Annotated in this window: 29 protein-coding genes, 2 tRNA genes and 1 pseudogene; 16 read left to right on the forward strand and 16 right to left on the reverse strand. The window is 69.5% G+C overall.

Features of this window, described 5'->3' with window-relative positions; genetic code table 11:
- Positions 1-175: 175 nt before the first annotated feature.
- A complete protein-coding gene (locus EPY72_RS09105; protein WP_135806235.1) occupies positions 176-466 on the forward strand; it encodes a hypothetical protein in 291 nt (96 codons plus the stop codon).
- Here the strand turns inward: EPY72_RS09105 and EPY72_RS09110 are convergent, their stop codons facing one another.
- Positions 467-1,132: a hypothetical protein gene (locus EPY72_RS09110; RefSeq protein ID WP_210423519.1), complete on the reverse strand. Its 666-nt coding sequence runs from the start codon at positions 1,130-1,132 to the stop codon at positions 467-469.
- A 91-nt stretch (positions 1,133-1,223) separates the two neighbouring features.
- Here EPY72_RS09110 and EPY72_RS09115 point away from each other — a divergent pair, with 91 nt between their 5' ends.
- Positions 1,224-1,538 (forward strand): hypothetical protein, encoded by a 315-nt coding sequence (locus EPY72_RS09115; RefSeq protein ID WP_135806236.1) that lies wholly within the window; start codon positions 1,224-1,226, stop codon positions 1,536-1,538.
- Here the strand turns inward: EPY72_RS09115 and EPY72_RS09120 are convergent, their stop codons facing one another.
- Complete coding sequence (locus EPY72_RS09120) at positions 1,539-3,269, reverse strand: adenine deaminase C-terminal domain-containing protein (protein ID WP_135806237.1); 1,731 nt, start codon at positions 3,267-3,269, stop codon at positions 1,539-1,541.
- Positions 3,266-4,222, reverse strand: a complete 957-nt coding sequence (locus EPY72_RS09125; protein ID WP_134669794.1) for an MBL fold metallo-hydrolase — start codon at positions 4,220-4,222, stop codon at positions 3,266-3,268. The genes EPY72_RS09120 and EPY72_RS09125 overlap by 4 nt, the downstream gene beginning before the upstream one ends.
- A gap of 130 nt (positions 4,223-4,352) precedes the next feature.
- Between EPY72_RS09125 and EPY72_RS20160 the strand changes: the two genes are divergently transcribed.
- Positions 4,353-4,586 (forward strand): DUF7553 family protein, encoded by a 234-nt coding sequence (locus EPY72_RS20160; protein WP_455429242.1) that lies wholly within the window; start codon positions 4,353-4,355, stop codon positions 4,584-4,586.
- Positions 4,587-4,668: 82 nt separating this feature from the next.
- Positions 4,669-4,743, forward strand: a tRNA-Val gene (locus EPY72_RS09130).
- Positions 4,744-4,786: 43 nt separating this feature from the next.
- Here the strand turns inward: EPY72_RS09130 and EPY72_RS09135 are convergent.
- Positions 4,787-5,377 (reverse strand): annotated as a pseudogene (locus EPY72_RS09135) (proline iminopeptidase-family hydrolase); the annotation flags it as partial.
- Here EPY72_RS09135 and EPY72_RS20065 point away from each other — a divergent pair.
- Together EPY72_RS20065 and EPY72_RS19685 are read left to right on the forward strand one after the other, a co-directional pair.
- Positions 5,309-5,536 carry a sodium:solute symporter family transporter gene (locus tag EPY72_RS20065; RefSeq protein ID WP_210423520.1) on the forward strand — a complete coding sequence of 76 codons (228 nt, stop codon included), beginning with the start codon at positions 5,309-5,311 and terminating at the stop codon, positions 5,534-5,536. The pseudogene EPY72_RS09135 and the gene EPY72_RS20065 overlap by 69 nt on opposite strands.
- 21 nt (positions 5,537-5,557) lie before the next feature.
- A complete protein-coding gene (locus tag EPY72_RS19685; protein ID WP_210423521.1) occupies positions 5,558-5,728 on the forward strand; it encodes a hypothetical protein in 171 nt (56 codons plus the stop codon).
- A 98-nt stretch (positions 5,729-5,826) separates the two neighbouring features.
- Here the strand turns inward: EPY72_RS19685 and EPY72_RS09145 are convergent, their stop codons facing one another.
- On the reverse strand, positions 5,827-6,258 hold the full coding sequence (locus EPY72_RS09145; RefSeq protein WP_168216017.1) for a DUF5518 domain-containing protein: 432 nt from the start codon (positions 6,256-6,258) through the stop codon (positions 5,827-5,829).
- A gap of 159 nt (positions 6,259-6,417) precedes the next feature.
- On the reverse strand, positions 6,418-7,362 hold the full coding sequence (locus EPY72_RS09150) for a CPBP family intramembrane glutamic endopeptidase (protein ID WP_168216018.1): 945 nt from the start codon (positions 7,360-7,362) through the stop codon (positions 6,418-6,420).
- Positions 7,363-7,794: 432 nt separating this feature from the next.
- On the opposite strand from EPY72_RS09150, the gene EPY72_RS09155 reads away from it, so the two are divergent.
- The 3 genes from EPY72_RS09155 (at position 7,795) to EPY72_RS09165 (ending at position 10,075) form a co-directional block, all read left to right on the forward strand.
- A complete protein-coding gene (locus tag EPY72_RS09155; RefSeq protein ID WP_135806240.1) occupies positions 7,795-8,679 on the forward strand; it encodes an alpha/beta fold hydrolase in 885 nt (294 codons plus the stop codon).
- A gap of 133 nt (positions 8,680-8,812) precedes the next feature.
- The gene (locus tag EPY72_RS09160; RefSeq protein WP_134670293.1) at positions 8,813-9,457 is read left to right on the forward strand and encodes a helix-turn-helix domain-containing protein; all 645 of its coding nucleotides are present in this window, start codon (positions 8,813-8,815) and stop codon (positions 9,455-9,457) included.
- A gap of 111 nt (positions 9,458-9,568) precedes the next feature.
- Positions 9,569-10,075, forward strand: a complete 507-nt coding sequence (locus EPY72_RS09165; protein WP_134669802.1) for a universal stress protein — start codon at positions 9,569-9,571, stop codon at positions 10,073-10,075.
- Between the two features lie 73 nt (positions 10,076-10,148).
- Here the strand turns inward: EPY72_RS09165 and EPY72_RS09170 are convergent, their stop codons facing one another.
- Together EPY72_RS09170 and eif1A are read right to left on the reverse strand one after the other, a co-directional pair.
- The gene (locus EPY72_RS09170) at positions 10,149-11,096 is read right to left on the reverse strand and encodes a biotin--[acetyl-CoA-carboxylase] ligase (protein WP_135806241.1); all 948 of its coding nucleotides are present in this window, start codon (positions 11,094-11,096) and stop codon (positions 10,149-10,151) included.
- 403 nt (positions 11,097-11,499) lie between these two features.
- Entirely contained in the window at positions 11,500-11,784 is a 285-nt protein-coding gene (gene eif1A / locus EPY72_RS09175; protein ID WP_134669806.1) for a translation initiation factor eIF-1A, read from the reverse strand.
- 217 nt (positions 11,785-12,001) lie between these two features.
- On the opposite strand from eif1A, the gene EPY72_RS09180 reads away from it, so the two are divergent.
- Entirely contained in the window at positions 12,002-12,646 is a 645-nt protein-coding gene (locus EPY72_RS09180; protein ID WP_135806242.1) for a hypothetical protein, read from the forward strand.
- Positions 12,647-12,658: 12 nt separating this feature from the next.
- Here EPY72_RS09180 and EPY72_RS09185 read toward each other — a convergent pair whose 3' ends face one another.
- Positions 12,659-14,488 carry an acetyl-CoA carboxylase biotin carboxylase subunit gene (locus EPY72_RS09185; protein ID WP_134669809.1) on the reverse strand — a complete coding sequence of 610 codons (1,830 nt, stop codon included), beginning with the start codon at positions 14,486-14,488 and terminating at the stop codon, positions 12,659-12,661.
- Positions 14,489-14,626: 138 nt separating this feature from the next.
- Between EPY72_RS09185 and EPY72_RS09190 the strand changes: the two genes are divergently transcribed.
- Positions 14,627-15,454, forward strand: a complete 828-nt coding sequence (locus tag EPY72_RS09190) for a class I SAM-dependent methyltransferase (RefSeq protein WP_134669811.1) — start codon at positions 14,627-14,629, stop codon at positions 15,452-15,454.
- A gap of 67 nt (positions 15,455-15,521) precedes the next feature.
- Positions 15,522-15,680, forward strand: coding sequence for a DUF7987 family protein (locus EPY72_RS19360; protein WP_167599414.1), 159 nt, complete (start codon positions 15,522-15,524; stop codon positions 15,678-15,680).
- 15 nt (positions 15,681-15,695) lie between these two features.
- Here the strand turns inward: EPY72_RS19360 and EPY72_RS09195 are convergent, their stop codons facing one another.
- The 6 genes from EPY72_RS09195 to EPY72_RS09220 form a co-directional block, all read right to left on the reverse strand.
- Positions 15,696-16,772: a S1C family serine protease gene (locus EPY72_RS09195; protein WP_135806243.1), complete on the reverse strand. Its 1,077-nt coding sequence runs from the start codon at positions 16,770-16,772 to the stop codon at positions 15,696-15,698.
- Between the two features lie 55 nt (positions 16,773-16,827).
- Entirely contained in the window at positions 16,828-17,157 is a 330-nt protein-coding gene (locus tag EPY72_RS09200; RefSeq protein ID WP_244605554.1) for a DUF8022 family protein, read from the reverse strand.
- Positions 17,138-18,682: an acyl-CoA carboxylase subunit beta gene (locus EPY72_RS09205; RefSeq protein WP_135806425.1), complete on the reverse strand. Its 1,545-nt coding sequence runs from the start codon at positions 18,680-18,682 to the stop codon at positions 17,138-17,140. The genes EPY72_RS09200 and EPY72_RS09205 overlap by 20 nt, the downstream gene beginning before the upstream one ends.
- A 123-nt stretch (positions 18,683-18,805) precedes the next feature.
- On the reverse strand, positions 18,806-19,192 hold the full coding sequence (locus tag EPY72_RS09210; RefSeq protein ID WP_134669815.1) for a DUF7522 family protein: 387 nt from the start codon (positions 19,190-19,192) through the stop codon (positions 18,806-18,808).
- A gap of 97 nt (positions 19,193-19,289) precedes the next feature.
- Positions 19,290-20,258, reverse strand: coding sequence for a sugar phosphate isomerase/epimerase family protein (locus EPY72_RS09215; protein WP_135806244.1), 969 nt, complete (start codon positions 20,256-20,258; stop codon positions 19,290-19,292).
- A gap of 43 nt (positions 20,259-20,301) precedes the next feature.
- Positions 20,302-20,802 (reverse strand): helix-turn-helix domain-containing protein, encoded by a 501-nt coding sequence (locus EPY72_RS09220; RefSeq protein WP_134669819.1) that lies wholly within the window; start codon positions 20,800-20,802, stop codon positions 20,302-20,304.
- 105 nt (positions 20,803-20,907) lie between these two features.
- Between EPY72_RS09220 and EPY72_RS09225 the strand changes: the two genes are divergently transcribed.
- The 3 genes from EPY72_RS09225 to EPY72_RS09235 are packed head-to-tail and all read left to right on the forward strand — an operon-like array spanning position 20,908 to position 22,505.
- Positions 20,908-21,327, forward strand: coding sequence for a DUF7344 domain-containing protein (locus EPY72_RS09225; protein WP_134669821.1), 420 nt, complete (start codon positions 20,908-20,910; stop codon positions 21,325-21,327).
- A gap of 12 nt (positions 21,328-21,339) precedes the next feature.
- Positions 21,340-22,071: a DICT sensory domain-containing protein gene (locus tag EPY72_RS09230; RefSeq protein WP_135806245.1), complete on the forward strand. Its 732-nt coding sequence runs from the start codon at positions 21,340-21,342 to the stop codon at positions 22,069-22,071.
- A gap of 32 nt (positions 22,072-22,103) precedes the next feature.
- Positions 22,104-22,505, forward strand: coding sequence for an acyl-CoA thioesterase (locus tag EPY72_RS09235; protein WP_134669825.1), 402 nt, complete (start codon positions 22,104-22,106; stop codon positions 22,503-22,505).
- Positions 22,506-22,668: 163 nt separating this feature from the next.
- Here EPY72_RS09235 and EPY72_RS09240 read toward each other — a convergent pair.
- Positions 22,669-22,753: transfer RNA gene (locus EPY72_RS09240), tRNA-Leu, on the reverse strand.
- A gap of 140 nt (positions 22,754-22,893) precedes the next feature.
- Here EPY72_RS09240 and EPY72_RS09245 point away from each other — a divergent pair.
- Positions 22,894-23,448 (forward strand): DUF420 domain-containing protein, encoded by a 555-nt coding sequence (locus EPY72_RS09245; RefSeq protein ID WP_135806246.1) that lies wholly within the window; start codon positions 22,894-22,896, stop codon positions 23,446-23,448.
- Positions 23,449-23,515: the final 67 nt, after the last annotated feature.

Genomic DNA, 23,515 nt, shown 5'->3' on the forward strand with positions numbered 1-23,515 from the left:
GGTGTCGCTTCTCGCTCCATAAACTCTAACTCGATCGAGTCGCTAGCTCCGTTGAGGCGGTCGATTTCTGGCATGGATCACTAGCAAATCGAACCGCCTCATCCTTCATCCTTATCTGAACAGTGCCCCGCCGACCTGCCCCAACCGCTAAGTCCGCGCTCGGCGAACCGACCGTATGGGAATCCTCGAACTACACTTCCACGACGCGGAGTTCAACTGGACGTTCGACGCCGGCGAATCGGAGGGACGGTTGCTCTCGGTGGGTCGCCGAGACCCCGAGACCGTCTCGGACGGCGGCACGGCCCGACCGCCGTCGATGGGCCAGAAGCTCCGGCTCGTCGGGGCGCTCGCGGCGGTCGTCGGGCTCGGCGTCGCGTTCAACCGTCTCCAGCGCCGCCGCGCGCGCAAGGCGGCAGAGGCCGAGGAATCGTCGAGCCGGCGGTTCTCGCTGTCGCGCTCGAAGTGATCAGGCCGTCTCGGTCCCCCACGGACAGGTGACGAGCGCCGCGCCGCCGGCCGGTGTCGGCGGCCTCGCGGTCGCGTCGCTTCTCGTCGTCGCGCCTGCCGTCCCGGTCGCGTCCGTCCCCGGTGTCGGCGACGAAGCAGTTCCGGTAGCGTCGCCCACGATACAGTCGGCGAGATCGCGTCGCTCCGGGCCCTGACGGATCGCCTGCGTCGCGCCGGTTCGGACGTTCACGACCATCGCCTGCCCGCCGTAGCCGTGGGTCTGGTCGCGGCCCCGGACGACCGCGAGCGTCTCGTCGTCGGGGATTTCGACGGTCGTCGAGCGCGTGAACGGCTCGGTGCCGTGGGCGTGCGACAGCTCGCGCGCGCCGAGTTCGGTGCCGTTCAGCGTTTCGACCACCCACCGGTCGGCGTAGCCGTCCTCGCCGTCGTCGTCGTGGTACAGCGTGACGGCGAAGTCGTACGCGCCCGACTCGCGCTCTTTCTCTTCGAGGGTCACGTTCACGACGTTGGCCTCCCCGAGGTCGAGCGACTCGCCCGGAGTGGTGGGTTGGCCGCGCGCGCCGGCGTCTCGACTCGCCGTCGGGTTCTGGACGAGCCCGGCGGCCGCGACGCCCGCGACGGCGACGAGCGCGACCAGCGCCAGCGCCTCGGTCCGGCGATCCATAGCTTGAGTCCGGTACGCCGGCGACTCGGATATAGATTGCCCGACCGACGCCGCCGGTAGGCTTTTCGCCCGGTGGGTCGACGGACCGCCTATGCGCTACTCGGTGTATCTCGTCGAGCACCCCGGCTCGCAGGGCGGCGAGCGCCAGGTCACCTCGCCGGTCGACGGGACCGGCCTCGACTTCTACGAGTCCGGGGTGTGGCTGACCCGCGAGAGCGGCCGGAACTTCTTCCCGTACGAGCAGATCCGGACCATCCGCGAGCACCGCGACGACGGATCCGAGAGCGGGGACGCCGCGAGCGAGAGCGACGATGAGGCGGACGGCGACGACGAGCGGACCGACGGCCGCGGCGAGGACGACGAGTCCGTCCGCGACGACGGCGCGGAGGAAGAACTGGTCGAGTGACTACGGCGCGAGTCCGACGACCTCGCGGTTCAGCACGTCGGCGTAGCCCGAGAACGAGAGTTTGAGCGCCGGGACGCCGGGGAACGTGAGCGTCTGGAGCGCGAGCATCGGCCGCTCGGGCGTCGCGCCGAGCCCCCGGACCGCGCTCTCGACCGCGTTGTAGAGCTTCGCGGTCTCCTCGACTTCGAGGTCCGAACAGACGCCGCCGACTCGGGTCGGGAGTTCCGCGACGACCTCGCCGTCGGCCACCACCGCCCAGCCGCCGCCCATCTCGGCGACGTGTTCGACCGCCGTCCGCATCGCGTCGTCGTGGGCCCCGACCGCGACCACGCCGGTCGTCTCCCAGGTGACGCTGGTGGCGACCGCGCCGCGGTCGAGCCCGAAGCCGGTCAGAAAGCCCGTGAACGCCCGGCCGGGGGCGGCGTCGGGGTGGCGGTCGAACAGCGTCGCCTTCAGCACGTCGGCCGACGGATCCGCGAGGAGGCGGTCGCCATCGACCGGCGGGGAGACGGTGGTCTCGCTCGACAGCAACCCCCGCTCGTACTCGATAGCCCGGACCGCCCCGGCGTCGGCGACCTCGGCGGGCACCCGGAACTGCTCGGGGTCGGCCGAGACGTCGACGGCGTCGTAGAAGCGGTCGGGGTACTCGTGGGTCCGGGGCGCGACCTGCGACTCGCCTTTGTTGTAGACGATCTCGCCCCCGCTGAGGACCGTCGAGACGGTGACGGCTTCGAGGTCGTCGATGAGCACCACGTCCGCGACGCTCCCCGGCGACAGCGACCCGACGCCGTCGAGCCCGAAGTGGCGCGCGGGGTTGAGCGTCGCCATCCGGAGCGCGTCGGCCGGTTCGACGCCCTCCTCGATGGCGCGTCGGACCACCGCGTCCATGTATCCCTCGTCGATGAGGTCGCTGGGCCACATGCCGTCCGAGGACAGCGACAGCTCCGAGACGTCGACGTCGGAGGACGCCTCGCCGATCGCGCCGATGTCGTCGCGGATCGAGCCGTACCGCCCGATGGCGTGGACGCCGTTCTCGACGCGCTCGACGACGCCTTCGCCCGAGATCGCCTCGTGGTCGTCGTCGATGATCGAGGCGAACGCCGCGAGCTTCTCGTCCGAACAGCCTGCGGCGTGGCCAGAGACCGTCTTGCCCGCCTCGCGGGCGCGCTCGTAGAGCAGTTCGGCGGGCGTGTCCCGACCCACCGCGTGGATCCAGTCGGTCTCGCCGACCCCGACCACCCGATCGTCGTCGAGCAGGTCCGCCAGCGCCGCCGCGTCGGCGTCGTCGGCGCGCCGCGGCTCGAAGGTGTCGAGCAGGGGCTGGGGCGGGACGGTCACCCGGACCCGGACCGGGAGGTAGGCGGTAGCCGCGAGGAGCTGTTCGACCCCCTCGGCGCCGAACGCGGGCCCGTAGCCGGTGACCTCCGAGACCACCGTGGTCGTGCCGTGTTCGATCGCGTAGTGGTACGCGCTCTCGAACGTCTGGTGGAGGTCGAGGTGGGTGTGGGCGTCGACGAACCCGGGCGCGACCACGCGGCCGCTGGCGTTGATGCGGCGGGTCTCCTCGCCGACGACAGGGGCCGCGTCCTCGGGGAGGGCGGCGATCTTGTCGTCGACGATCGCCACGTCGCGGGCCTGGAACTCCCCGATCTCGGGCATGAACACCCGACCGCCCGTGATGACCACGTCGGCGGTCCCGTCGCCGAGCGCGACCGGCTGGAGGTCGTTCACGACGAGACCTCCCACACCGCGACCCCGCCCTGCTCGCGGGACGCGATCTCGTCGCGGACCTCCAGCACGTCGAGGTGGCCGACCGCCTCGCTCATCGCCGGGAAGTACTCGGTGGCGGGCAGATCGTCGAACAGTTCGTCCATCACTTCGACCGCGGTGATCGGCCCGGCGGCCGCGACGATCTCCCGGACGTTCTCGGTCCGGTCCTCGTGGGCCGCGAGGACCTCCTCGATCCGGTCGGTGGGGTTCGCGATCTCCTCGCGGTGGCCCGGCAGGAGCCGGTCGAACTCCCGGTCTCGGAGGCGTTCGAGCGATCGATTGAACGCCGGGAGGACCCGCGGGCGCTCGCCGCCGGGCTCGACCGGCGGCTGGAGCAGGGGGTTTGGCGTGATGTCGGGCAGGACGTGGTCGCCGACGATCGCGCGCTCGCCCGACTCGGCGTCGTAGGTGAAGATCGTCTCGCCCCGCGCGTGGCCGTCGACCAGTTCGGCGGTGATCGCGGCGTTCTCGACGGCGACGGTGTCGCCGTCCGCCAGCGTTCGGTCGGTCTCGACGTCGGGGGCCGCCGTGAGATACGACTCGGGGAGGTCGGTGACCAGTTCGGCGGTCGAGGCCGCCATCCCGTGGCGCTCGAAGAACTCGACGAAGAACGATCGCTCGTACTCGAACCGCGCCTCGAAGTCCGCGATGATCTCGGCCGTGGCGGCGCTGGCGAGGACCCGTGCGCCGCTCTCGCGCAGGCGATGGGCCAGTCCGAAGTGGTCCGGGTGCGGGTGGGTGACGACCACCCGTTCGATGTCGGTCGGGCCGAGCCCGCGGGCTTCGAGGGCGTCGAGCAGGCTCGCCCACGCCTCTTCGCTTCCCGGTCCGGGGTCGACCAGCGTCCGTCCCGCGAGGTAGGCGTTGACGGGGCCGACCTGGAACGGCGTCGGTATCGAGAGCCGCGTGAACATACGCCCACTGTGGCCGCCTGCCGATAAACCATTTTTGACACGGCGACGATCGACCGGCTCCGCCCGAAAGTCGACGCCGGGACAAAGTCGATATCTGTCCCTTACGTAAGAACAGAATTATGTGACACCGATGAACAGGCACTTCCGAGACGCGCGATACTACGGGCGACCCACCGCCGAACACCTCTATCGGGGGCTACGGGCGGAACTCCGGCCGGTCGAGCGTCGACGTCGCGGCGCCACCGGCCGCGAACCGCGGGAACCGACCCGGGCCGGGCGGTGGCGCGCGAGGCTTCGAGCGACCGAATCGACGGCCGAACGCCGGGCCCGCCGCGCGGTCCGGCGGGTCCGCGAGCGCGTGTGAGTCCACGCCGTCGCGATCGGCGCCGATATTTCCGGCCGTAAAGTAAGCCTTAAGTCCGGGAAGGGGGAAAGGCTGAGTGCGCGGGTTGGTAGTCTAGTCCGGTTATGACAGCTCCTTCACACGGAGCAGGTCGGCGGTTCGAATCCGCCCCAACCCACTCCTGCTTTCTCGATTGCCGAGCGCTCCGAGCCGGCTCGAAACTACAGTTGATCTGTGAGGAACGACTCCACGACCTCGTAGTGTGCGTCCGGTTCCTCCCAGTAAGGCATGTGGCTACTCTCTTCGAAGACGTGGAGCGTCGAATCCGAGAGCCGATCGGCGATGTCGCGGGCGATCGACGGCTCGATCTCGTCGTACTCGCCCGAGAGCACGAGCGTCGGCGTCTCGATCGCGGGGAGTCGATCGCGGACGTCCCAGTCGCGGAGCCGGGCCGTGTCCAAGAGGACGTACTCGTTGGGGCCCCACATGAGGCCGTAGACGTCGAGGTTGATCCGTTCGAACGTCGAGCGGACGGGAGCGGGGTACTCGTCGGTCCGACACACATGCGCCCGGTAGGCGCCGTCGAGTGCGGCATCGTATTCCGGGGCGCCGTACGCACGCTCGGCCTCGTGTGCCTCGATGGTCTCCCGGTCGTCTTCGGGGAGGTCCTCTAACACGCTCCGCATCGACTCGTACGCGGTCCGGGTGTCGGCTAACGTGTTGGCGAGCACCAGCGCGTCGACGTGGTCGCCGTATTCGAGCACGTACTCCTGGGCGAGCATGCCGCCCCACGACTGGCCGTAGACCGAAAACGACCCTCCGGGGTCGTCTTCACCGTCATCCTCGGCGGATGGGCGGGGATCGGAGCGTCGTTCGGCCCGCTTCTCATCGCGTCGCTGTACTGGGAGCGACTCAACAAGTGGGGCGCGTACGCCGGGATGATCGTCGGGATGTCGACGGTCGCCTTCTGACTGTTTTTCGACGTCGGGATCGTGTACGAACTCGTTCCCGGGTTCGTCTTCTCGGCGGTCGCCATCGTCGTGGTGAGTTTGGCGACCGGGGAGCCCCCCGAAGAAGTCAAACAGGAGTTTCAGGACGCGACGGGCGCTTCGGGCCTCCGGGTCGACGAAACCGAGGCCGTGGGCGCGTCCGGCGACGATTGACGGCGACGCGAGCCTCGCTTCCGGGCGTCCGAAGCGCCGCCGACCCGTCTTCGAGCCTCGCGGAGCCAGAGCGCCGATGCCCCCGTCGTAGCCGGTGTTTACGACCGAGCGGTCGCCGATCGAGTGGTGAGCGCGCTCACTACCCAGCCCCCGAGTCGACCGCACGCGAGGCCGAAAGTCGAGGCGAGAGCGACCACGAGGCCGCCGAACGCGACGAAAGTCCCGACTCCGGACGGGGACGGTATCCCCGTGGCGCCGATGGCGGAACTGACCGTCGCCCTGACCGGCGCGAGCACCGCGACGAGTCCGGCGAGCAAGCCGGCGCGGAGTCCGGCGCCGCCGGCGTCGTTCGAACTGAGCGCGGCCGCGGCGCCCGCGATGAACGCGCCGAGGACCATGATCCCGCCCGCGACGTTCGCCTCGGCGTCCGGGAGTCTGTCCAGAAGAACGGTGAGGGGGATCGAGGCGAGTGCGCCGACGAGCGCGAACCGCCACGCGGGTGGGACGGCCCGAAGACGAGCGAGCGACATGCGTCTCCGAAGAGAGCCGAGATTCGGCATAAAGGCTTCGTCGACGTGAACCGGCCGCTCGTCGACCGACGCGGGTATCGCATCCCGGGGGTAGCTCCAGGAGTCGGTCGCGCGGGTCTCGAATGCGAGCGCGTGTTCGACGTGCGGTGAGACGATGAGCTACGAAGTCGTACTCGTCCTGTCGGCCGCCCACTCCGCGATATCCGCTTTCACCGTGAGTTCCCCACGAGTGAGGTACAGCCAGACCACCAGACAGACGCCCCCGACGAGTACTTTGCCGGCCGTCAGTTCGTACTGACTTACCGAATACGCGACCTGACCGAGAGCCGGTGTCCCCAGTGTCGCTTCGGTCGGTTGCAGTACGACCGCCGGCCAGAGGTTGTACCCGAGGTGGAGACCGAACGGGATCGCCAGCCGACCCGTCAGGACGTAGCCACCACCCCACAGGAGCCCCAACAGCGCACTCGTGATGACGAGTTGGAGGCTTCGTCCTTCGGTGCCACCGCCCCCTTGCACGATGACGTGGCTAACTCCGAACACCAGACTGCTGAACAGGAGAGCGAGCACGGCCGACCGATCTCGGGAGACGCCCCTAGCGCTCAGCCCTTCGGCGAAGTTCTTCAGCATCACACCGCGGAAAGCGAACTCCTCGAACGCGACCTGAAAGACAAAAGCCATCACGGTCACGGCGACCGCGAGCGCGATAACGCTGGGGGCGTCGGCCGGGAACGGAACGGGGGCGGTCAACTCGGCCTCTCCCAGTTGGAGGAGTAGGGCCGTCGGAACCGCGTACGTGAGTCCGCCGATACCGAGTCCGGCAACCCAGTCGGGGAAAGTGCCGAGGCCGTACGCCGAAATCGGCCGCTCGTCGAGTCGTGTCGCGAGCAGGACCACGAGAAGTAGTCCGAGGGCCGAGGCGACTCCGAAGAGCGCGCGGTCCGTTAACGAGATGGCAACGTCGCCGAGTTCAGAGAGGTCGAGTACACTCCGAATGGCCAACAGAATCGCGGTCAACACCAGCGGTTGCACTCCGAAACCAAGACACCAAGGGGCGACTGCCCGCCACGTCGCTCTCACACGCGTATCCTCGTCACCGATCGTCACGCGGCGTAGCGCTCGGCTTAGGGATGACATAGCTAGTCGTGACACTGAGATCTAATATTATTTTATATATTTTTATTCTGGTATAGACTGGGATACAAACTGCCGGACGGTCGGACGCTCGCGACTCCCGGATCCCGACGATCGAAATCGCGCCCCACCCAGATCAAGGGGCTGGCCCGAGTCCCGGAACGCCAGTCCCGACGGTCGTCTGGGCAGATCGGTTCCGATACTCGTCGTCTGGCCGCCGGACCCAAACGGCGGTACAAACGCCCGGAGTGGGCAATCGGCCCGTGTGTTCTACGTGGAAGTTAGATCGGACCGAACGATCGGATTTCAGGAAGCCGGTATACAGACGACCGGAAGCGGCTACATTTAAACCGCCGGATGAATCCGGGAACAGGTCCTCGCCGTCGGCGCGGCTACGATCGAGCAATGACAGTGTCCGAGCCGTCCCGACGCCGAGCGCCGCCGGACGAACCGCGGACCGAGACCGTGTCGCTGGGGCCCGATCGTCACCTCGCCTACGCCGAGTACGGCTCGCCGGACGGCGACCCCGTCGTCTTCCTCCACGGGACGCCCGGGTCGCGCCGACTGGGAGCGCTCTTCGAGTCGACCGCCCGGGACTGTGGGGTCCGACTGCTCGCCCCCGACCGGCCGGGATGTGGCCGCTCGTCGCCGCGACCGGACCGCTCGGTCGGCGACGCCGCCGAGTTCCTCGTGCCCGTCCTCGACGACGCCGACGTCGAGACCGCGGAGTTGATCGCGTTCTCCGGTGGCGCCCCGTGCGGGCTGGCGGCGACCGCGACCCGCCCGGACCGGATCGACGCCGTCGACGTCGTCGCGGGCGCGACACCGCCCGGGTTCGGCGACCGGCCGCCCGCGGTGACGCGACTACTCACCGGAACCGCGACGACTGCACCGACCGTCCTCCGTGGTCTGTTCCGGTGGCAGGCGTGGCTCGCCGAGCGCCTCGACCCGTCGTTCGTGGTCGGGCAGTACACGACCGACGACGCCGAGGCGATCGACGACGCGACCGCCGAGATCGTGGCGGCCGACTTCCTCGAAGCGTTCGCCCGCCATCGCACCGGCGCAGTCACCGAGTTCCGGCACGCGGCGACCGACTGGGGCGTCGACTTCGAGGCGGTCGACGCGCCGGTGAGTCTGTGGCACGGCGAGCGCGACGAGAACGTCCCGATCGACGGCGCTCGGCGCCTCGAATCCGCGCTCCCGAACGCCCGACTCCGGGCGCTCGACGACGCCGACCACCTCCGGACGCTCCTCCACAGCGTCCCGGAAATTCTGCGCGACCGCGAGTGATCGACGCCGTCTCGGCCGGACGAGTCGGCGGTCGGCGGCCGAAGGGCGGTCGGCCGTTCGGAGACGGACGCCGCGAGCCGCCCGTCGACCACGGTGGTTGATGTGTCCCCCGGACGAACGCGAGCCAACGGCGATGAAACGCATTCAGGTCGCGGCCAGCTACCCCGAGGGGCTCGTCCACCCGCTCCATCGGCAGGTCGTCGACGACGACGCGATCACGCGGGCCGAACTGCTGACGTGGAGCCCGACCGCGGACGCGACGACCCTGCTGTGGTGTGACGGCGACCGCGCGGCGACCGAGCGCGCCGTCGGCCGGATCGACTCGGTCGTCGACAGCGCCGTCGTGGCGGACGCCGACGGGACCTACGCGTTCGTCCGGCAGGACGCCTACGAGTTCCCGGCCGCGCTCCTCGACGCCATCGCCGGCGCGCGAGTGGTGTTTCTCCCGCCGGTCGCGTTCCTCGAAACGGGCGAGGTCCGGTTCGAGGCGGTCGGCGAGGCGGCGGCGCTCAGCGCGCTCCACGCGGAGCTCGCCGAGCTCGGGGACCTCACCATCGAACGAGCCACGGAGTTCGAGCGGACACGATCGGCCTCGCGGCTCACCGACCGCCAGCGGGCGGCCCTCGACGCCGCTGTCGCGGTCGGGTACTACGAACTGCCCCGGGAGGGGACGATCGCCGACGTGGCGGCCGTCCTCGAGTGCTCGACGAGCACGGCCGGAGAGCTGGTTCGGAAAGCCGAGGCGGCCGTCCTGTGCGATTACGTCGAGCGGCGATGACGAGAGCGACCGATCGCGGCCGGCCGCTCGGGCCCCAATCGTGTCCCGCGGGTCGGCTCGGACGCCCTGCAAACAGTTAAGGTACGTCGTGTGCTATCATACACCGAACAGATGTACGACCGGATACTCGTACCCACCGACGGTTCGACCGACACCGAACGCGCGGTCGAACACGCCGCCGATCTGGCGGCCGCCCACGACGCGGAGCTACACGCGGTGTACGTCGTCAACGCCGCGACGTTCGCGGGGCTACCGATGGAGACCTCCTGGGAGGGGATCGACGACGTGCTCCGCGGAGAGGGCGAGTCCGCGCTCGACCGGGTCGAGACCATCGCCGACGAGCGCGACGTCCCGGTCTCGGCCCGACTGCTCGAGGGGTCGCCCAGCAGACGGATCGTGGAGTACGCCGAGGACGAGGGGTGTGATCTGGTCGTGATGGGGACCCACGGCCGGGGCGGCATCGACCGCCTGCTCCTGGGAAGCGTCGCCGAGGGGGTCGTCCGGGCGTGCTCGGTCCCAGTGTTGACGGTTCAGGTCGGCGGCGCCGACGGCGAGCAGGCGGCCTCGGAGACCGAGACCGAGTCGTCGCCCGAAGCGGGCAACGCCACCGTCGAGTGATCGCGCGGCGAACGTCGCCTGCCTCCCGAATCGAATTCGCGGTCGGGGCGGGGCGCGCCCAGTCCCGACCGGTTCAGACGGGCCGGAGGTGCTCGCAGTCGCCGGCGTGGACGCGGACCCGGCCGTCGTCGGTGTCGATCACGAGCGCGCCGGGGAACGCCACGTCGACCGCCTCGCCGACGATCTCGTCGTCGCCGCGCTCGACGCGCACCCGCTGGCCGAGCGTGGCGGCCCGCTCGCGCCACGCCTCGACCGCGGCCTCGGGGTCGCGCCGGAGGTCGTCGAACCGCTCCAACAGTCGCTGGACGAAGGCCCGGCGGTCGACCGGCCCGGCCTCGGCCTCGATGCTCGTCGCGCCCTCCGGGAGCGTCTCGACCGGGACGTTGGCGTTCACGCCGACCCCGACCACGACCCACGAGACGCTGTCGGCCTCGCCCTCCATCTCGGTCAGGATGCCCGCGAGCTTCCGACCGCCGCGCTCGCCGTCGCCGTCTCCGTCGCCGACCAGCACGTCGTTCGGCCACTTGATCTCGGCCGGCACGCCCGCCTCACGGGCGGCGTCGGTCGTCGCGACCGCGGCCGCCAGCGTGAGCGCGGGGGCGTGGGCCGCCGGCAGGTCGGGGCCGAGCACCAGACTCACCCAGACGCCGCCGCTCGGGGCCGACCACTCCCGGTCGAGCCGGCCGCGCCCGCCCGTCTGCTCGTCGGCCAGCACCGCCACGTCGACCGCCCCGTCGGTGGCGAGCTCGCGGGCGCGGTCGTTCGTGCTCCCGATGGCGTCGTGGTACTCCACGGAGAAGGGCGCGTCGAGCCCGAACTCGACGGCGGGACCGCCGAACTCCGGGACGCCGTCGAGGTCGTAGCCGGCGCCCCCGCCGGTGATCTCGAAGCCCGCCTCCCGGAGCGCCTCGACGTGCTTCCAGACCGCGTTCCGCGAGACACCGAGGTCGTCGGCGAGCGCGGGGCCCGTGACTGGGCCGCCGGCGATCCGTTCGAGGACGGCGCGACGGGTGTCGTTCATGACGGGTCGTTCGGGCGAACCCACCATGAAGGGTTGGTTTCTCGGTCCGGCCAACCAGAATCGGTACGGCGACTCCGCTGGTCCGTCTCAGTGTCGAGTCCGACCGAACGGAGCTGGTACGCGGAGACGCGAATCTAACAACCACCTATTTGTGGGACGGACGGTACGTCTCCGATATGAATACGGTCTTTCTCGGTATCGCCGTGGCGTTCGCTATCGGGCTACTCTACTCGCTGGTTCGCATCTCGGTGTACGATGACGTTCCGAACTGGCTCGGGTGAAAGCGACGAGGGGGTGCCCGGCCTCGAAAGCTATAGTCGCGACTCGTGGGGCGGGACGAGAGCTGTGACTCACGAGGCGATCCTACGGACGCGGGCGCGTACGGACGGTCAGTGCAGGGCCGTCAGTCGATGTGGCCTTCCTGGCGGAGCTGGTCGGCGTCCTGGTCGGTGTACCGCCACTCGATGTTCGCCTTCTCGTCCTGCCAGTCCCACGGCTCGACGACGACGACGTCGCCCTCGCTGATCCAGGTCCGGTACTTCATTCGGCCGGGGATGCGCCCCATCCGGTTCTCGCCGTCCTCGCATCTGACGCGGACGTGGTTGCCGCCGTTGTGTTCGGTAACCACCGCGAACAGCTCGTCCGAGGAGGGCATACGCAGATTTCGACGTCCAGATTCGTTGCTCACACTTCCACTAAGAACGGCGCACGGTTAAGTCGTTGGCGTCTCTCGGTAGCTCGTGACACGATCCCGAACTGTGGGCCGTCTGAGAGCCGCGGCCGAGCGCGAACGCCGCTTCTCGCGGGGGGTTCTACACACCTTAACGCCGATCGCGGACGGGGACTCGCCTCCCGACAGACGGTAGCAGCCGGGTAACAATACGGGCGGCGTCCGTCCGTCCGGCATGGCTACGCACGAACACCGCCGCCCGAACACCGTCCGCGGGATCGCCGCGGCGCTCGGTCGCATCGTCCTCGTCGTCGCGTTCACCGCGGTCCAGGCCGCCGCGCTCGCGGTCTGGCTCGGGACGGTCCGGGACGCCCCGGTCGGCTCGGGCTCGCTGGTCGTCGGAATCGCGATCCTGCTCGGGGGACTGGTGGTCGAACACGCCCTGACCGATCTCGCGGTCAACGGCCGGGCGGCGACCCTCCCCGACGCCGCGTCGGTCGCGGTCGGCGCGGCCGAGGGCGCACTCTGGGCGCTCTGGCTCGCGGTCGCCGGGCGGGTCGGCGGCGTCGAGGGCGTCCTGTTCGCCGGCGTCGCGCTGGGGGCGACGCTCGTCGTCCACCACACCGTCGAGATCAACGACCTCCGGGGACGGACCCCCTTCGCGGGCGTGCTCAACCTCGGGACGATCGGCATCAGCGCGGTCGAAGCCGCCGGCGCCACCGCCTGGCTACTCGTCGTCACGCGACGCGAGGCGGTGGGTCGACTCCTCGAAGCGGTCGGAATCGGGGGCGTCGAGCCCGCGACCGTCGGAGTCGGACTGCTCGCGGTCGCGCTGTTCGTCGAGCACACCGCCGGCGTCGCGCTCGCGCGCCGGGCGTAGCCCCGACGCGAGCTACTCGATGACGACCAGCACGTCGCCCATGTCGACGCTGTCGCCCTCGCCGACCGCGACCTGCGTGACGGTGCCGCCCCGCGAGGCCACCACGTCGTTCTCCATCTTCATCGCCTCCAGCACGCAGACCACGTCGCCAGACGCGACCTCGTCGCCCTCGGCAACGGTCACGTCGAGGATCGTGCCCTGCATCTCGGCGGTGACGCTCTCGCCCTCGGCGTCGGCGGCCGCGCCGCCGCTCGCTTCGTCGTCGCCGCCGGCGGGCTCGGGCTTCTGGCCGCCGCCGGCGTCGGCGGTGGGGATCGCCGCGGCGCCGCGCTCTTCGAGGTCGACCTCGAAGCGCTTGCCGTTGACCTCGACCGTGAACTCGCGCTCGAGGACCTCCTCGTCGTCGGCCGTCGACTCGGTGTCGGTGCCCCACCGCTCCTGGGCGGCCGCGATCCGGTCCTGATCGAGGTGGTGGTCGAGGTACTTGGTGGTGTGGGTGCCAGCGACGAACGCCTCGTCGTCGAGCATCAGCCGGTGGAACGGGATGATCGTCGGGATCCCCTCGACCTCGTACTCCGCGAGCGCGCGCTCCGAGCGGGCCAGACACTCCTCGCGGTCCGCGCCGTGGACGATTAGCTTGGCGACCATCGAGTCGTAGTCGGTCACCAAGTCGTCGCCCTGCCGGAGCGCGTCGTCGAGGCGCACGCCGATGCCGCCCGGGGGGTCGTAGGTCTCCAGCCGGCCGCCGGTGGCGGGCGCGAAGTCGTCGGCGGCGTGCTCGGCGTTGATACGGAACTCCATCGCGTGGCCCTCCAGTTCGACCTCGTCCTGAGAGAACTGAAGCTCCTCGCCGGCCGCGACCCGGAGCTGGGCCTTCACGATGTCGATCCCGGTCAGCTCCTCGGTCACGGTGTGTTCGACCTGAATCCGGGTGTTGACTTCGAGGAAGTAGAAGTCGGTGTCGGCGCCCAGCAGTTCGCCCGCCTCCCGGTCGGGGTCCTCCTCGACGAGGAACTCGAAGGTGCCGGCGTTGTAGTAGCCCGCGGCGTCGGCGCCCCGCCGGGCCGCCTCGGCGATCCGCTCGCGGAGTTCGTCGGTCAGCGCGGGCGAGGGCCCCTCCTCGATCACCTTCTGGTGGCGCCGCTGGAGCGAGCAGTCCCGCTCGCCGAGATGCCGGACGTTGCCGTGTTTGTCGGCGACGATCTGAACCTCGATGTGGCGGGGGTTCTCGAGGTAGCGTTCGAGATAGACGTTGTCGTTGTCGAAGTACGCCTCGCCCTCGCGCTCGGCCGATTCGAGTTGCTCGTCGGCCTCCTCGGGGCCTCGGACGACCTTCATCCCGCGTCCGCCCCCGCCGCCCTCGGCCTTGATCGCGATGGGGTAGCCGTGCTCGTCGCCGAACTCGGTGACCTCCGCCGGGTCCTCGACGGGGTCGGTGGTGCCGGGCACGATGGGGACGTCGGCGTCCCGCATCGTCTTGCGAGCGTGGGTCTTCTCGCCGAGTTGCTCCATCGAGTCGGCCGAGGGGCCGACCCACGTCACGCCCTCGGTCGCCTCGACTTTCGCGGCGAACTCGGCGTTCTCCGCGAGGAAGCCGTAGCCGGGGTGGACGGCGTCGGCGCCCGCTTTCTCTGCGGCCTCGACGACCGCGTCGTGGTCGAGATACGAGTCGGCCGCCCGGGCGGGACCCACGTTGTACGCCTCGTCGGCGTACCGGACGTGACCGGCGTCCTTGTCGGCCTCGCTGTAGACGGCGACCGTCTCGACTCCCAACTCCTCGCACGCTCGCATCACGCGGACGGCGATTTCGCCGCGATTGGCGACGAGCACCTTGTCGAACATTGTTGCCGGCAAATATTCGGGAGGGATACCTCATTCTGTCGGTTCCCGACGGCGCCGACGCGATCGCTCGCCCGATTGGTCGCCGATCTCACACCACGCGAACGCTTATCTGTCGCTCGCCAGTCAGTCCCGGTGAGGATGACCGACGAGGATCTGGACCCCGAACGGTACTACGACGAGTTCGCCGAGAGCGAGTGGGATCGTCTCGACCGGGACCCCGTGACCCGGATGGAGTTCGACAACACCACCGACTACCTCGCCGACCGGCTCCCCGAGTCGGGACGGGTCCTCGACGCCGGCGGCGGCCCCGGCCGGTACGCCTGCTGGCTGGCCGAGCGAGGCTACGAGGTCGAACACTGCGATCTGAGCCACGAACAGGTCGCCATCGCCCGCGAGAAGCTCGCCGACCGCGGCCTCGGGGACGCGGTGACCTGCCGGCAGGCCGACCTCCGCACGCTCCCGTTCGAAACCGATTCGTTCGACGCCGTCTGCTGTCTCGGCGGCCCGCTGAGCCACGTCGTCGACGGCGACGAGCGCGCCCGAGCGACCAGAGAACTCCGTCGGGTCGCCCGCCCGGACGCCCCCGCCTTCGTCTCGGTGATCGGCCGGCTGGCGATGCTCCGAGACATTTTGACCTTCTCGGTCGAGGAGGCCCACGGCCTGCTCGCGCCCGTCGCGGCCGACGGCGACTACACCGCCGAACGGGTCCGGGAGTTCGCCGACGGCGAGGGGTGGGCCGAGTGCCACGGCTTCCGCGTCGACGAGTTCGAGGCGGAACTGGTCGACGCCGACTTCGAGGTCGAGACGCTGGTCGGACTCGAGAACGTCGCCGCCCGGACCAAACGCGAGCTGTCGGCGGCCGACGACGAGGCGGTCGCGGACGTCCGGGCCGTCGTCCGACGGCTCCGGGAAGACCGGACCGCGGTCGACGTCTCCGAGCACATGCTCGCGGTCTGTCGGGCGTGACCGGCGCCTCGCCGGGACCTGCCCAGCGAGCCGAACGTATTAGTCGGTGGCTCCGAGTAGACCGGACATGGTCTCGCGCGAGAACAAGATCATCGCGGCGTGCGTCCTGCTCACGATTCCGCTCTACTTCGGGGTCGCCGCCGTCGAGGCGCTGCCAGACTGGAGCGGGTACGCCGTGCTGTTCGTCTTCGGCGTCCTCCTGCCGACCGTACTGACCAATCGGTAGCCTCGGCCGAGGCGGTCACGCGCCCTCGCGGTCCGGACGGGACCCGAGTTCGAGGTCGACGGTGCGCTCGCGCCCGTCCCGGAGGACGGCGAGTTCGACGGTCTCGCCCGGCGACGCCCGGAGCGCGAGGTAGCTCCCGAGGTCCTCGGCGGTCGAGAGGTCGGCGTCGCCGATCGCGAGCATCACGTCGCCGCCGACCGGGACCCGGACGCCGTCGATCGTCTCCAGGTCGCTCTCTCGGAGCGTGCCGTCGCTGGGGCCGTCCTCGAGGACGTCGACCGCGATCAGCCCCTCGGAGTCCTCGAGGTCGTTCGCCCGGGCGACCGACGGGGTGACCGGGCTGAACGACACCCCCATGTAGGCGTGGTCGTACTCGCCGCGCTCGATCAGTTCGGGGACGACCCGCTGGGTCAGCGCCGCCGAGATACCGAACGCGATGTTGTCCCCGCCCCCGGAGTTGATCACGCCGACGACCCGGCCGTCGAGCGACACCAGCGGCCCGCCGCTGTTGCCCGGGTTGACCGCCGCGTCGGTCTGGACCGCGTCGGGGATGCGGTAGCCGGTCGGGGCCGGGATCGAGCGATCGGTCCCGCTGACGACTCCCGTCGTGAGCGACCCGTTCAGGTTGTACGGGTTGCCGATGGCGACGACCTCCTGACCGATGGTGGGTTCGCCCTCGATAAAGGGGAGCGGCGAGGCGCTCTCGGGCGTCTCCGCGACCGCGACGGCGGCCAGATCGCTGTGTCGGTCCCGACCGACGACCTCGCCCCGACTCCACTCGTCGCTGGCGAACCGGACCTCCGCGGTCGACGCGCGGCCGACGACGTGGGCGTTCGTGACGACGTGCGAGTCGTCGAACACGAACCCGGTCCCCTGTCCCCCGCCGGTCCTGACGAGAACGACCGAGTCGACGACCTCCCGGTACACCCGGGTGTAGGGGCTCTCGGACGACGCCGAATCGGTCGTCGGGTCGGGACTCGACTGGGTCGCCTCCTGGCCCGGTGCGGAGGCGTTACACCCTGCGAGTCCGGTCCCCAGCGCGGTGGCGCCGAGCGCGAGGAATCGGCGGCGGCTGAACGTCGGATCAGGCATTTCCGTCCGGCCGTTAGGGCTCGCGACTCGTATACTTTGTCGGACGCGCGGAGAGTCAGAACCGATCGGACCGCCCCGAGGCGGTCCACGCGTCGGTCGGCGCGCTCCGGGGGACGCGCCCGTCTCGGCCCGTCAGACTCCGGAGTCGGCCCGCGAACGACCACCGCTTGCCCTCCCACGACTCCTCGTCGGCGTCGGCGGCCGCGGCGGCCGCCTCCCGGGCTCGGAGGTGGGCGCCGATGGCGGCCGCGATGGCCGCGGCCTCCTCGTCGGTCGCGTCGTCGGGGACGGTCAGGGCGCCGTCGAGCGCCGCGGCCTCGTCGGTCGGCGCCCGCCCGTCGTCGCCGGACTCCTCGGCGGGGTCCTCAGAGCGGGATGTTGCCATGTTTCTTGTCGGGCTGGGCGTCGCGCTTGCTCGCGAGCAGTTCGAGGTCCTCGATCAGCCGCGGGCGGGTCTCGGTCGGTTCGAGCACGTCGTCGACGAACCCGCGGTCGGCCGCGGTGTAGGGGTTGGCGAACTCCTCGCGATACTCCTCGATGAGCTCCTCGCGGCGGGCCTCGGTGTCGTCGGCCGCGTCGAGTTCGTCGCTGTAGAGGACGTTGACCGCGCCCTTCGGCCCCATCACCGCGATCTCGGCGGTCGGCCACGCGTAGTTGACGTCCGCCCCGATGTGCTTGGAAGCCATCACGTCGTAGGCGCCGCCGTAGGCCTTCCGGGTGATGACCGTCAACAGCGGCACGGTGGCCTCCGAGTAGGCGTACAGGAGCTTCGCGCCGTGGCGGATGATGCCGCCGTGCTCCTGATCGGTGCCGGGCATGAAGCCGGGCACGTCGACGAAGGTGACGATCGGGATGTTGAACGAGTCGCAAAACCGCACGAACCGGGCGGCCTTCTCGCTGGCCTCGATGTCGAGGGTGCCGGCGTTGACGCGGGGCTGGTTCGCCACGACGCCGACCGACCGGCCGTCGAGCCGCGAGAATCCGATCACCATGTTCTTGGCGTACCCCTCCTGGACCTCGAAAAAGGAGTCCTCGTCGACGACGCCCTCGATCACCCGCTTCATGTCGTAGGGCTTCTTGGGCTGGTCGGGGACCACGCTGGTGAGCGCCTCGTCGCGGCGCTCGGGGTCGTCCCACGGCTCGACCCGCGGCGGGTCCTCGACGTTGTTCTGAGGGACGTACGACAGCAGACGGCGGATGTCATCGAGCGCCTGCTTCTCGTCGGCTTCCGAGAAGTGCGAGACCCCGCTGGTCGACTCGTGGGTCTTCGCGCCCCCGAGTTCCTCGAAGGAGACCTGCTCGCCCGTCACCGTCTCGATGACGTCCGGGCCGGTGATGAACATGTGGCTGGTGTCCTCGACCATGAAGATGAAGTCGGTGATGGCGGGCGAGTAGACCGCGCCGCCGGCACACGGCCCCATGATCGCCGAGATCTGGGGGATGACGCCCGACGCCTCGGTGTTGCGCCGGAAGATCTCGGCGTAGCCCGCGAGCGAGGCGACCCCCTCCTGAATCCGGGCGCCGGCCGAGTCGTTGAGCCCGATGACGGGCGCGCCCACCTCCATCGCCTTGTCCATCACCTTACAGACCTTCTCGGCGAACACCTCGCCGAGCGAGCCTCCGAAGACGGTGAAGTCGTGGGCGAACACGAACGTCTTTCGCCCGTTGACCTCGCCGTAGCCGGTGATCACGCCGTCGCCTTTGATCTGTTTTTCCTCCATCCCGAAGTTGTGGCTCCGGTGGGTCCGGAGCTGGTCGAACTCGTTGAACGTGCCGTCGTCGAGGAAGTAGTCGATGCGCTCGCGCGCGGTCATCTTACCCTTCTCGTGTTGGGACTCGATGCGGTCTTCCCCGCCGCCGAGAAGCGCCTCCTCGCGGAGCTGTCGCAGCTCGTCGAGCTTGTCCTCCATCGTCACGGTCGATCCCTCCGATGGCTACTCATCGGCCGAGTGGAGGACCACGGCGCGGAAAAGCGTTGCTAAAAGGAGGTTCGACGCGGACGGCCGACGGTCTCGCCCGCGCGTTCGGCCCGATCAGGCCGACGTTTCCGTCTCGGCGAGCACGCTCCGGAGCGCCGAGCCAAGCTCCTTGAACAGGTCCATCTCCATCTCGTCGGTGGTCACGAACGCGCCGTGGTCGCCGACGATGACGCGGGTGAGAAACCCCCGGTCGAACACGCGCATCGTGAACTGGTAGTCGCCGAGCTCGGTGTCCTGATACAGCGACTGGGAGTGAAACCCCAGCCGCTCGTTGTCGGCGAACCCCACGAGGTCGGCGTCGGACTCGAGGTCGCTCCGGAGGTAGAGCTGTTGCTCGGCGTCTTCGGTGAAGTACGTCACGCTCCTGAGCTCGTCGCCGACGGCCGTCCGGCACGCGCTCACGAGCTGGTCTTCGAGGTCGGCAGGTGGTGTGTCCGCCATGTTTGTACGTTTCTCCCACAGTCTCAAAAGTGCTTGTGGCGTCGCCGACACGTAGGAATCGGCGCCGGGAGTTTTGATTCGGCCGGGCCGACCGCGTTCAGGTCCAGTGGGCCTCGCCGGGCTGGTCGCGGAACACCGCCCGCTGGAGCAGGGCGACCGCCTTTTCGAGCCCCTCGTTCGAGCTGGTCAGCGAATCCTCGTGTTCGATCGAGAGCGCGCCGTCGTAGCCGATCATCCGCAGGGTGCTCACCACGTCCTTCCAGTGGTCCTCGCCGTGGCCGTAGCCGACCGACCGGAACAGCCACGACCGGTCGGCCTCCTCGTCGTACGGCGCGGTGTCGAGCACGCCCTTGTACCGCGAATTGGCCTCGTAGATCTTCGTGTCCTTGGCGTGGACGTGGTGGACGGCGTCGTGTTCGCCGAGGACGCGGATCGCGTCGGTCACGTCGATCCCCTGCCAGTAGAGGTGGCTCGGATCGAAGTTCGCGCCGACCCGGTCGTTGGTCGCCGCCCGCAATCTGAGCAGGCCGGTCGGCTCGTACACCAGCATGTTGGGGTGCATCTCGATCGCGAGGTCGACGCCCCTGTCGGCGGCGTATTCGGCGACCTCCGACCAGTAGGGGATCGCGACCTCCTCCCACTGGTACTCGTGGGCGTCGGCGTGCTCGGGGGGCCACGGCGCAGTGATCCAGTTGGGCACCTCGTCGTTCGGGCCGCCGGCGGGCAGTCCCGAGAAGCAGGTGACGGTTCCGACGTCGAGCTGGTCGGCGAGCCCGATCGCCTCCCGGAGCTCGGTGTCGGCCGCCGCGGCGGTCTCCTCGTCGGGGTGGAGCGGGTTGTTGTGGGTCGCGAGCGCGGAGATCCGCATCTCGTACTCGTCGAGGCGGTCGGCCAGCTCCCGCTGGGCCGCCTCGTCGTCGAGGTACTCCTCGCGGGGGAGGTGGTCGTCGCCCGGGTGGCCGCCGACGCCGGGCTCGACGGCGTCGACGCCGATGCCGTGGAGGTACGCCAGCGCGTCGTCGAGCGACTCGCCGTACAGCGGTGGTGTGTGAACGCCGATGTCCATACGCCCACTCCACCACGGACGGCGTGAATAAGATTACGGGGCGTCAGGTCTCCTCGACCAGCGTCACGTCGAGGCGCTGTTCGAGCGCCCGCACGACCGATCCGCCGACGTTCGCCTGATTCGCCCGCCCCTGCTCGACAGCGAGCAGGTCGTTTTCCGCGAGGTCGAGTTCCTCGGCTAACTCCTCGCGCTGGAGGCCCTCGTCCTGTCGGGCGCTCTCGACTGCCTCGCCGTAGTCGGCGACCAGATACGGGAGCGGGTCGTCGTCGTAGTTGGTGCCTTTCTCCTCCCAGTGAGTCGAATCGTCGTTGTAGACGCCGCTTGCCTTCGCGGTGTTCCGAGCCGCCCGGCGCTTGCGGTCGCCGTCGGTCTCGCGGCCGGTCGTCTTCGCGTTGTCGTTGTGCGAGTCCGCACACTCCGAGCAGACCCGGAGCTGGGCGCCCGCCACGTTGGCCTCGGTCAGCGAGTCGCTCGACGTGCCACAGAGTTCGCACGCGCCGCTGTCGCCACCGCCGGACGATCCGCCCGTGGAGTACTTCGCCATGAGGGCTATTACGCAGACGACGCATTTGAATACCGGGATTGTGATCGGGTCCCCGCCGCCGGAGTAAGATTCATACCGGTCCCGTTCGTAGTTAGATCGATACGCATGGAACCGGAGGGTTCGACCGACGCCGACGAAGCGGCGAACGAACCGGCGGTGAGCGTCGACGCCGGGTTCGACGCCATCGCGGACGCCAGACGCCGCTACGCGCTCTACTACCTCAGAGAGCGCGAGTCGGCGACGCTCGACGAGCTCGCGACCGTGGTGACCGGCTGGCTCGCCGCGCGGAACGACCCCGACGGTGCCGGGAGTCGGGCCGACCGCGACCGGACGCGGATCGACCTCCACCACGTCCAGTTGCCGACCCTCGCGTCGGCGGGCGTGATCAGCTACGACGACCAGACCGGCGGGGTCGAACTCGAATCCCTGCCGGCGTTCCTCGACGGCGTGCTCGACCAGTCGCTGGCCGACGAGCGGGCCGCCGCAGAGCGCGAACGACGCGAATCGACCGACGAACGGGGGTAAGCCACCGAGACCATGACACTGGAGGCGTTTCTCGACGACATCGCGGCGCGCGAGAAGACGATCACCGTGTACGCGCCCGAGCCCTACGAGCCCCTCGAAGCCCAGTTCGAGACGCGGAACGTCGCGATCGAACACGAACCGCTCCCCGACGACGGCTCGGGCGGGTTCGTCGTGGTGACCGAGGGGGGCGAGTTCGCCGGCTCGGTCGGGATCAACGCGGTCCGGGACCTGTTCGAAGTGCCGAACGGCAACGCGATCGTGGCGACCGACGCCACGCGGGCGCTGATGGATCTGCTCGCGGAGACGACGTTCGTGTCGTTCGACAAGCGCCGGATGCTGGGGGCCACCCGAGAGATCGAAGACCGGGCGTACCGGACCGGGACGGGGACGCTCCGGACGGGGTTTCAACGGTTCGACGCCCTCGCCGCCCAGCGGGAGGTCTACGAGTCGCTGGCCGCCAACTCCAGTCTCGACGTCCACGTCTACGCCCTCCGCGACTGGAGCGCCGAGGTCCCCGTGGCCGAGGGACTCACGATCCACACGCCCCACGCGGCCGAGGTCGGCGCGTTCTGGTTCGTGGTGTTCGACGGGGGCGACGACCCCGAGCAGGCGTGTGCGCTCCTCGCGGCCGAGCGCGACGACGACCCCGGACGATTCCGGGGGTTCTGGACCTACGACTCCGAAGCGGTCGCGGACCTCGACGCCTACCTGTCGGCGGCGTACGGGAGCCCCCGAAAGCGATAGACCGAACTATCGGCGGCGACGAGTGGCGAGCGATGACCGACTACTCGTTCGAGACGCAGATCGACGTCCGGTTCAGAGACCTCGACGCGATGGGACACGTCAACAACGCCGTGTACGCGACCTACATGGAGGAGGCCCGCACCGCCTACTTCGCGGCGGTGGTCGACAGGAATCTCTCGGAGACCCCTTCGGTGCTGGCGAACCTCGAACTCCAGTTTCGCCAGTCGGTCACGCTCGGCGACGACCTCACCGTCGCGGTCCGGGTGCCCGAACTCGGCGAGTCGTCGATCCCGATGGAGTACGAGATGCGGGTCGACGGCGAGGTGGCGGCGACCGGCGAGGCCGTCCAAGTGGTGATCGACCCCGACACGGAGTCGTCGCGACCGATCCCCGAGGAGTGGCGCGAGAAGATCGAAGCCTACGAGGGGCTGTAGCTCGCGGTCGCCGGCCTCGACAGCGGCCGCTCGGCGTTCTGGGCCCTCGACCGAACGTAGCGCTATCGCTCGATACGTAACGTCCGAAGGAATTGTGCGTGGGTGCAGTCCCAAGGGACTCCACCTGCATCGTCCTCGGCGGCGACGCCGCCTCAGTATGCGATGCGTGGGACCGGATTTGAACCGGCGGACCCCTACGGGACAGCGCCCTCAACGCTGCGCCGTTGGCCTAGCTTGGCTACCCACGCTCGCTGTGTCTTACTGCACTCAATCGTAGACGCTACCCGAATAAAAGGCCTTTCGTTTCAACTCCGGGACGGCACGGCTACACACGCCGGCGCGAGCCGACACGGCAAGGCGTATTTGGAACCGGTTCCAACGCCCGACTATGCAACGATTCGTCGAGCGCAACGTCCCCGCCGTCGCCGGGGTGCTGTCGGTGGTCTCGCTCGCGCTGGTGTTCGCCGCCGCGCTTCAGGTCGTCCCCGCGGGCGTGTTGCCGCGGGCGCCCGAGTCCGTGCTCGCGGCCATCCCGCACGTCAACGCCGCGATCAACGCCGTCGCGTTCGTCGTCGTCGCGGCGGCGTGGCGCGCGATCCGACGCGGGAACGTCGAGCGCCACCGGAAGGGGATGGCCGCGGGCGTCGCGCTGTTCGCGGCGTTCCTCGCGCTGTACCTCTACCGGGTCGCGCTTCTCGGACCGACGTCGTTCGAGGGACCGGCGATGATCGAGCAGTTCGTCTACTACCCGATCCTGGCGATTCACGTCGTGCTGGCGGTCGTCTGCGTCCCGCTTTTGTACTACGTCCTGCTACTTGCACTGACTCGCTCGACCGCCGAACTGTCGACGACGAACCACCCGCGCGTCGGCCGGGTCGCGGCGTCGCTGTGGCTGATCTCGTTCGGCCTCGGGGTCGTGGTCTACCTGCTGCTCTACCTCTAGGGGTCGTCTCCGTAGGTCACCACCACCACCACCACCACCACCTCCCGCGCGTCAGCCCCCTCGCGGA

The sequence above is a fragment of the Halorussus marinus genome (assembly GCF_004765795.1).
Lineage (GTDB): Archaea > Halobacteriota > Halobacteria > Halobacteriales > Haladaptataceae > Halorussus > Halorussus marinus.

Bases quoted from the DNA above. Each gene is read 5' to 3' on its own strand.
- EPY72_RS09195 (WP_135806243.1), bottom strand. From the start codon at position 16,772: ATGCCTGATCCGACGTTCAGCCGCCGCCGATTCCTCGCGCTCGGCGCC.
- EPY72_RS09235 (WP_134669825.1), top strand. From the start codon at position 22,104: ATGACCGACTACTCGTTCGAGACGCAGATCGACGTCCGGTTCAGAGAC.
- EPY72_RS09215 (WP_135806244.1), bottom strand. From the start codon at position 20,258: ATGGACATCGGCGTTCACACACCACCGCTGTACGGCGAGTCGCTCGAC.
- EPY72_RS19360 (WP_167599414.1), top strand. From the start codon at position 15,522: ATGGTCTCGCGCGAGAACAAGATCATCGCGGCGTGCGTCCTGCTCACG.
- EPY72_RS09105 (WP_135806235.1), top strand. From the start codon at position 176: ATGGGAATCCTCGAACTACACTTCCACGACGCGGAGTTCAACTGGACG.
- EPY72_RS09225 (WP_134669821.1), top strand. From the start codon at position 20,908: ATGGAACCGGAGGGTTCGACCGACGCCGACGAAGCGGCGAACGAACCG.
- EPY72_RS20160 (WP_455429242.1), top strand. From the start codon at position 4,353: ATGAACAGGCACTTCCGAGACGCGCGATACTACGGGCGACCCACCGCC.
- EPY72_RS09165 (WP_134669802.1), top strand. From the start codon at position 9,569: ATGTACGACCGGATACTCGTACCCACCGACGGTTCGACCGACACCGAA.
- EPY72_RS09185 (WP_134669809.1), bottom strand. From the start codon at position 14,488: ATGTTCGACAAGGTGCTCGTCGCCAATCGCGGCGAAATCGCCGTCCGC.
- EPY72_RS09145 (WP_168216017.1), bottom strand. From the start codon at position 6,258: ATGTCGCTCGCTCGTCTTCGGGCCGTCCCACCCGCGTGGCGGTTCGCG.
- EPY72_RS09160 (WP_134670293.1), top strand. From the start codon at position 8,813: ATGAAACGCATTCAGGTCGCGGCCAGCTACCCCGAGGGGCTCGTCCAC.
- EPY72_RS09200 (WP_244605554.1), bottom strand. From the start codon at position 17,157: ATGGCAACATCCCGCTCTGAGGACCCCGCCGAGGAGTCCGGCGACGAC.
- EPY72_RS09180 (WP_135806242.1), top strand. From the start codon at position 12,002: ATGGCTACGCACGAACACCGCCGCCCGAACACCGTCCGCGGGATCGCC.
- EPY72_RS09210 (WP_134669815.1), bottom strand. From the start codon at position 19,192: ATGGCGGACACACCACCTGCCGACCTCGAAGACCAGCTCGTGAGCGCG.
- EPY72_RS09220 (WP_134669819.1), bottom strand. From the start codon at position 20,802: ATGGCGAAGTACTCCACGGGCGGATCGTCCGGCGGTGGCGACAGCGGC.
- EPY72_RS09110 (WP_210423519.1), bottom strand. From the start codon at position 1,132: ATGGATCGCCGGACCGAGGCGCTGGCGCTGGTCGCGCTCGTCGCCGTC.
- EPY72_RS09190 (WP_134669811.1), top strand. From the start codon at position 14,627: ATGACCGACGAGGATCTGGACCCCGAACGGTACTACGACGAGTTCGCC.
- EPY72_RS09115 (WP_135806236.1), top strand. From the start codon at position 1,224: ATGCGCTACTCGGTGTATCTCGTCGAGCACCCCGGCTCGCAGGGCGGC.
- EPY72_RS09205 (WP_135806425.1), bottom strand. From the start codon at position 18,682: ATGGAGGACAAGCTCGACGAGCTGCGACAGCTCCGCGAGGAGGCGCTT.
- EPY72_RS09230 (WP_135806245.1), top strand. From the start codon at position 21,340: ATGACACTGGAGGCGTTTCTCGACGACATCGCGGCGCGCGAGAAGACG.
- EPY72_RS09155 (WP_135806240.1), top strand. From the start codon at position 7,795: ATGACAGTGTCCGAGCCGTCCCGACGCCGAGCGCCGCCGGACGAACCG.
- EPY72_RS09170 (WP_135806241.1), bottom strand. From the start codon at position 11,096: ATGAACGACACCCGTCGCGCCGTCCTCGAACGGATCGCCGGCGGCCCA.
- EPY72_RS09125 (WP_134669794.1), bottom strand. From the start codon at position 4,222: ATGTTCACGCGGCTCTCGATACCGACGCCGTTCCAGGTCGGCCCCGTC.
- EPY72_RS09245 (WP_135806246.1), top strand. From the start codon at position 22,894: ATGCAACGATTCGTCGAGCGCAACGTCCCCGCCGTCGCCGGGGTGCTG.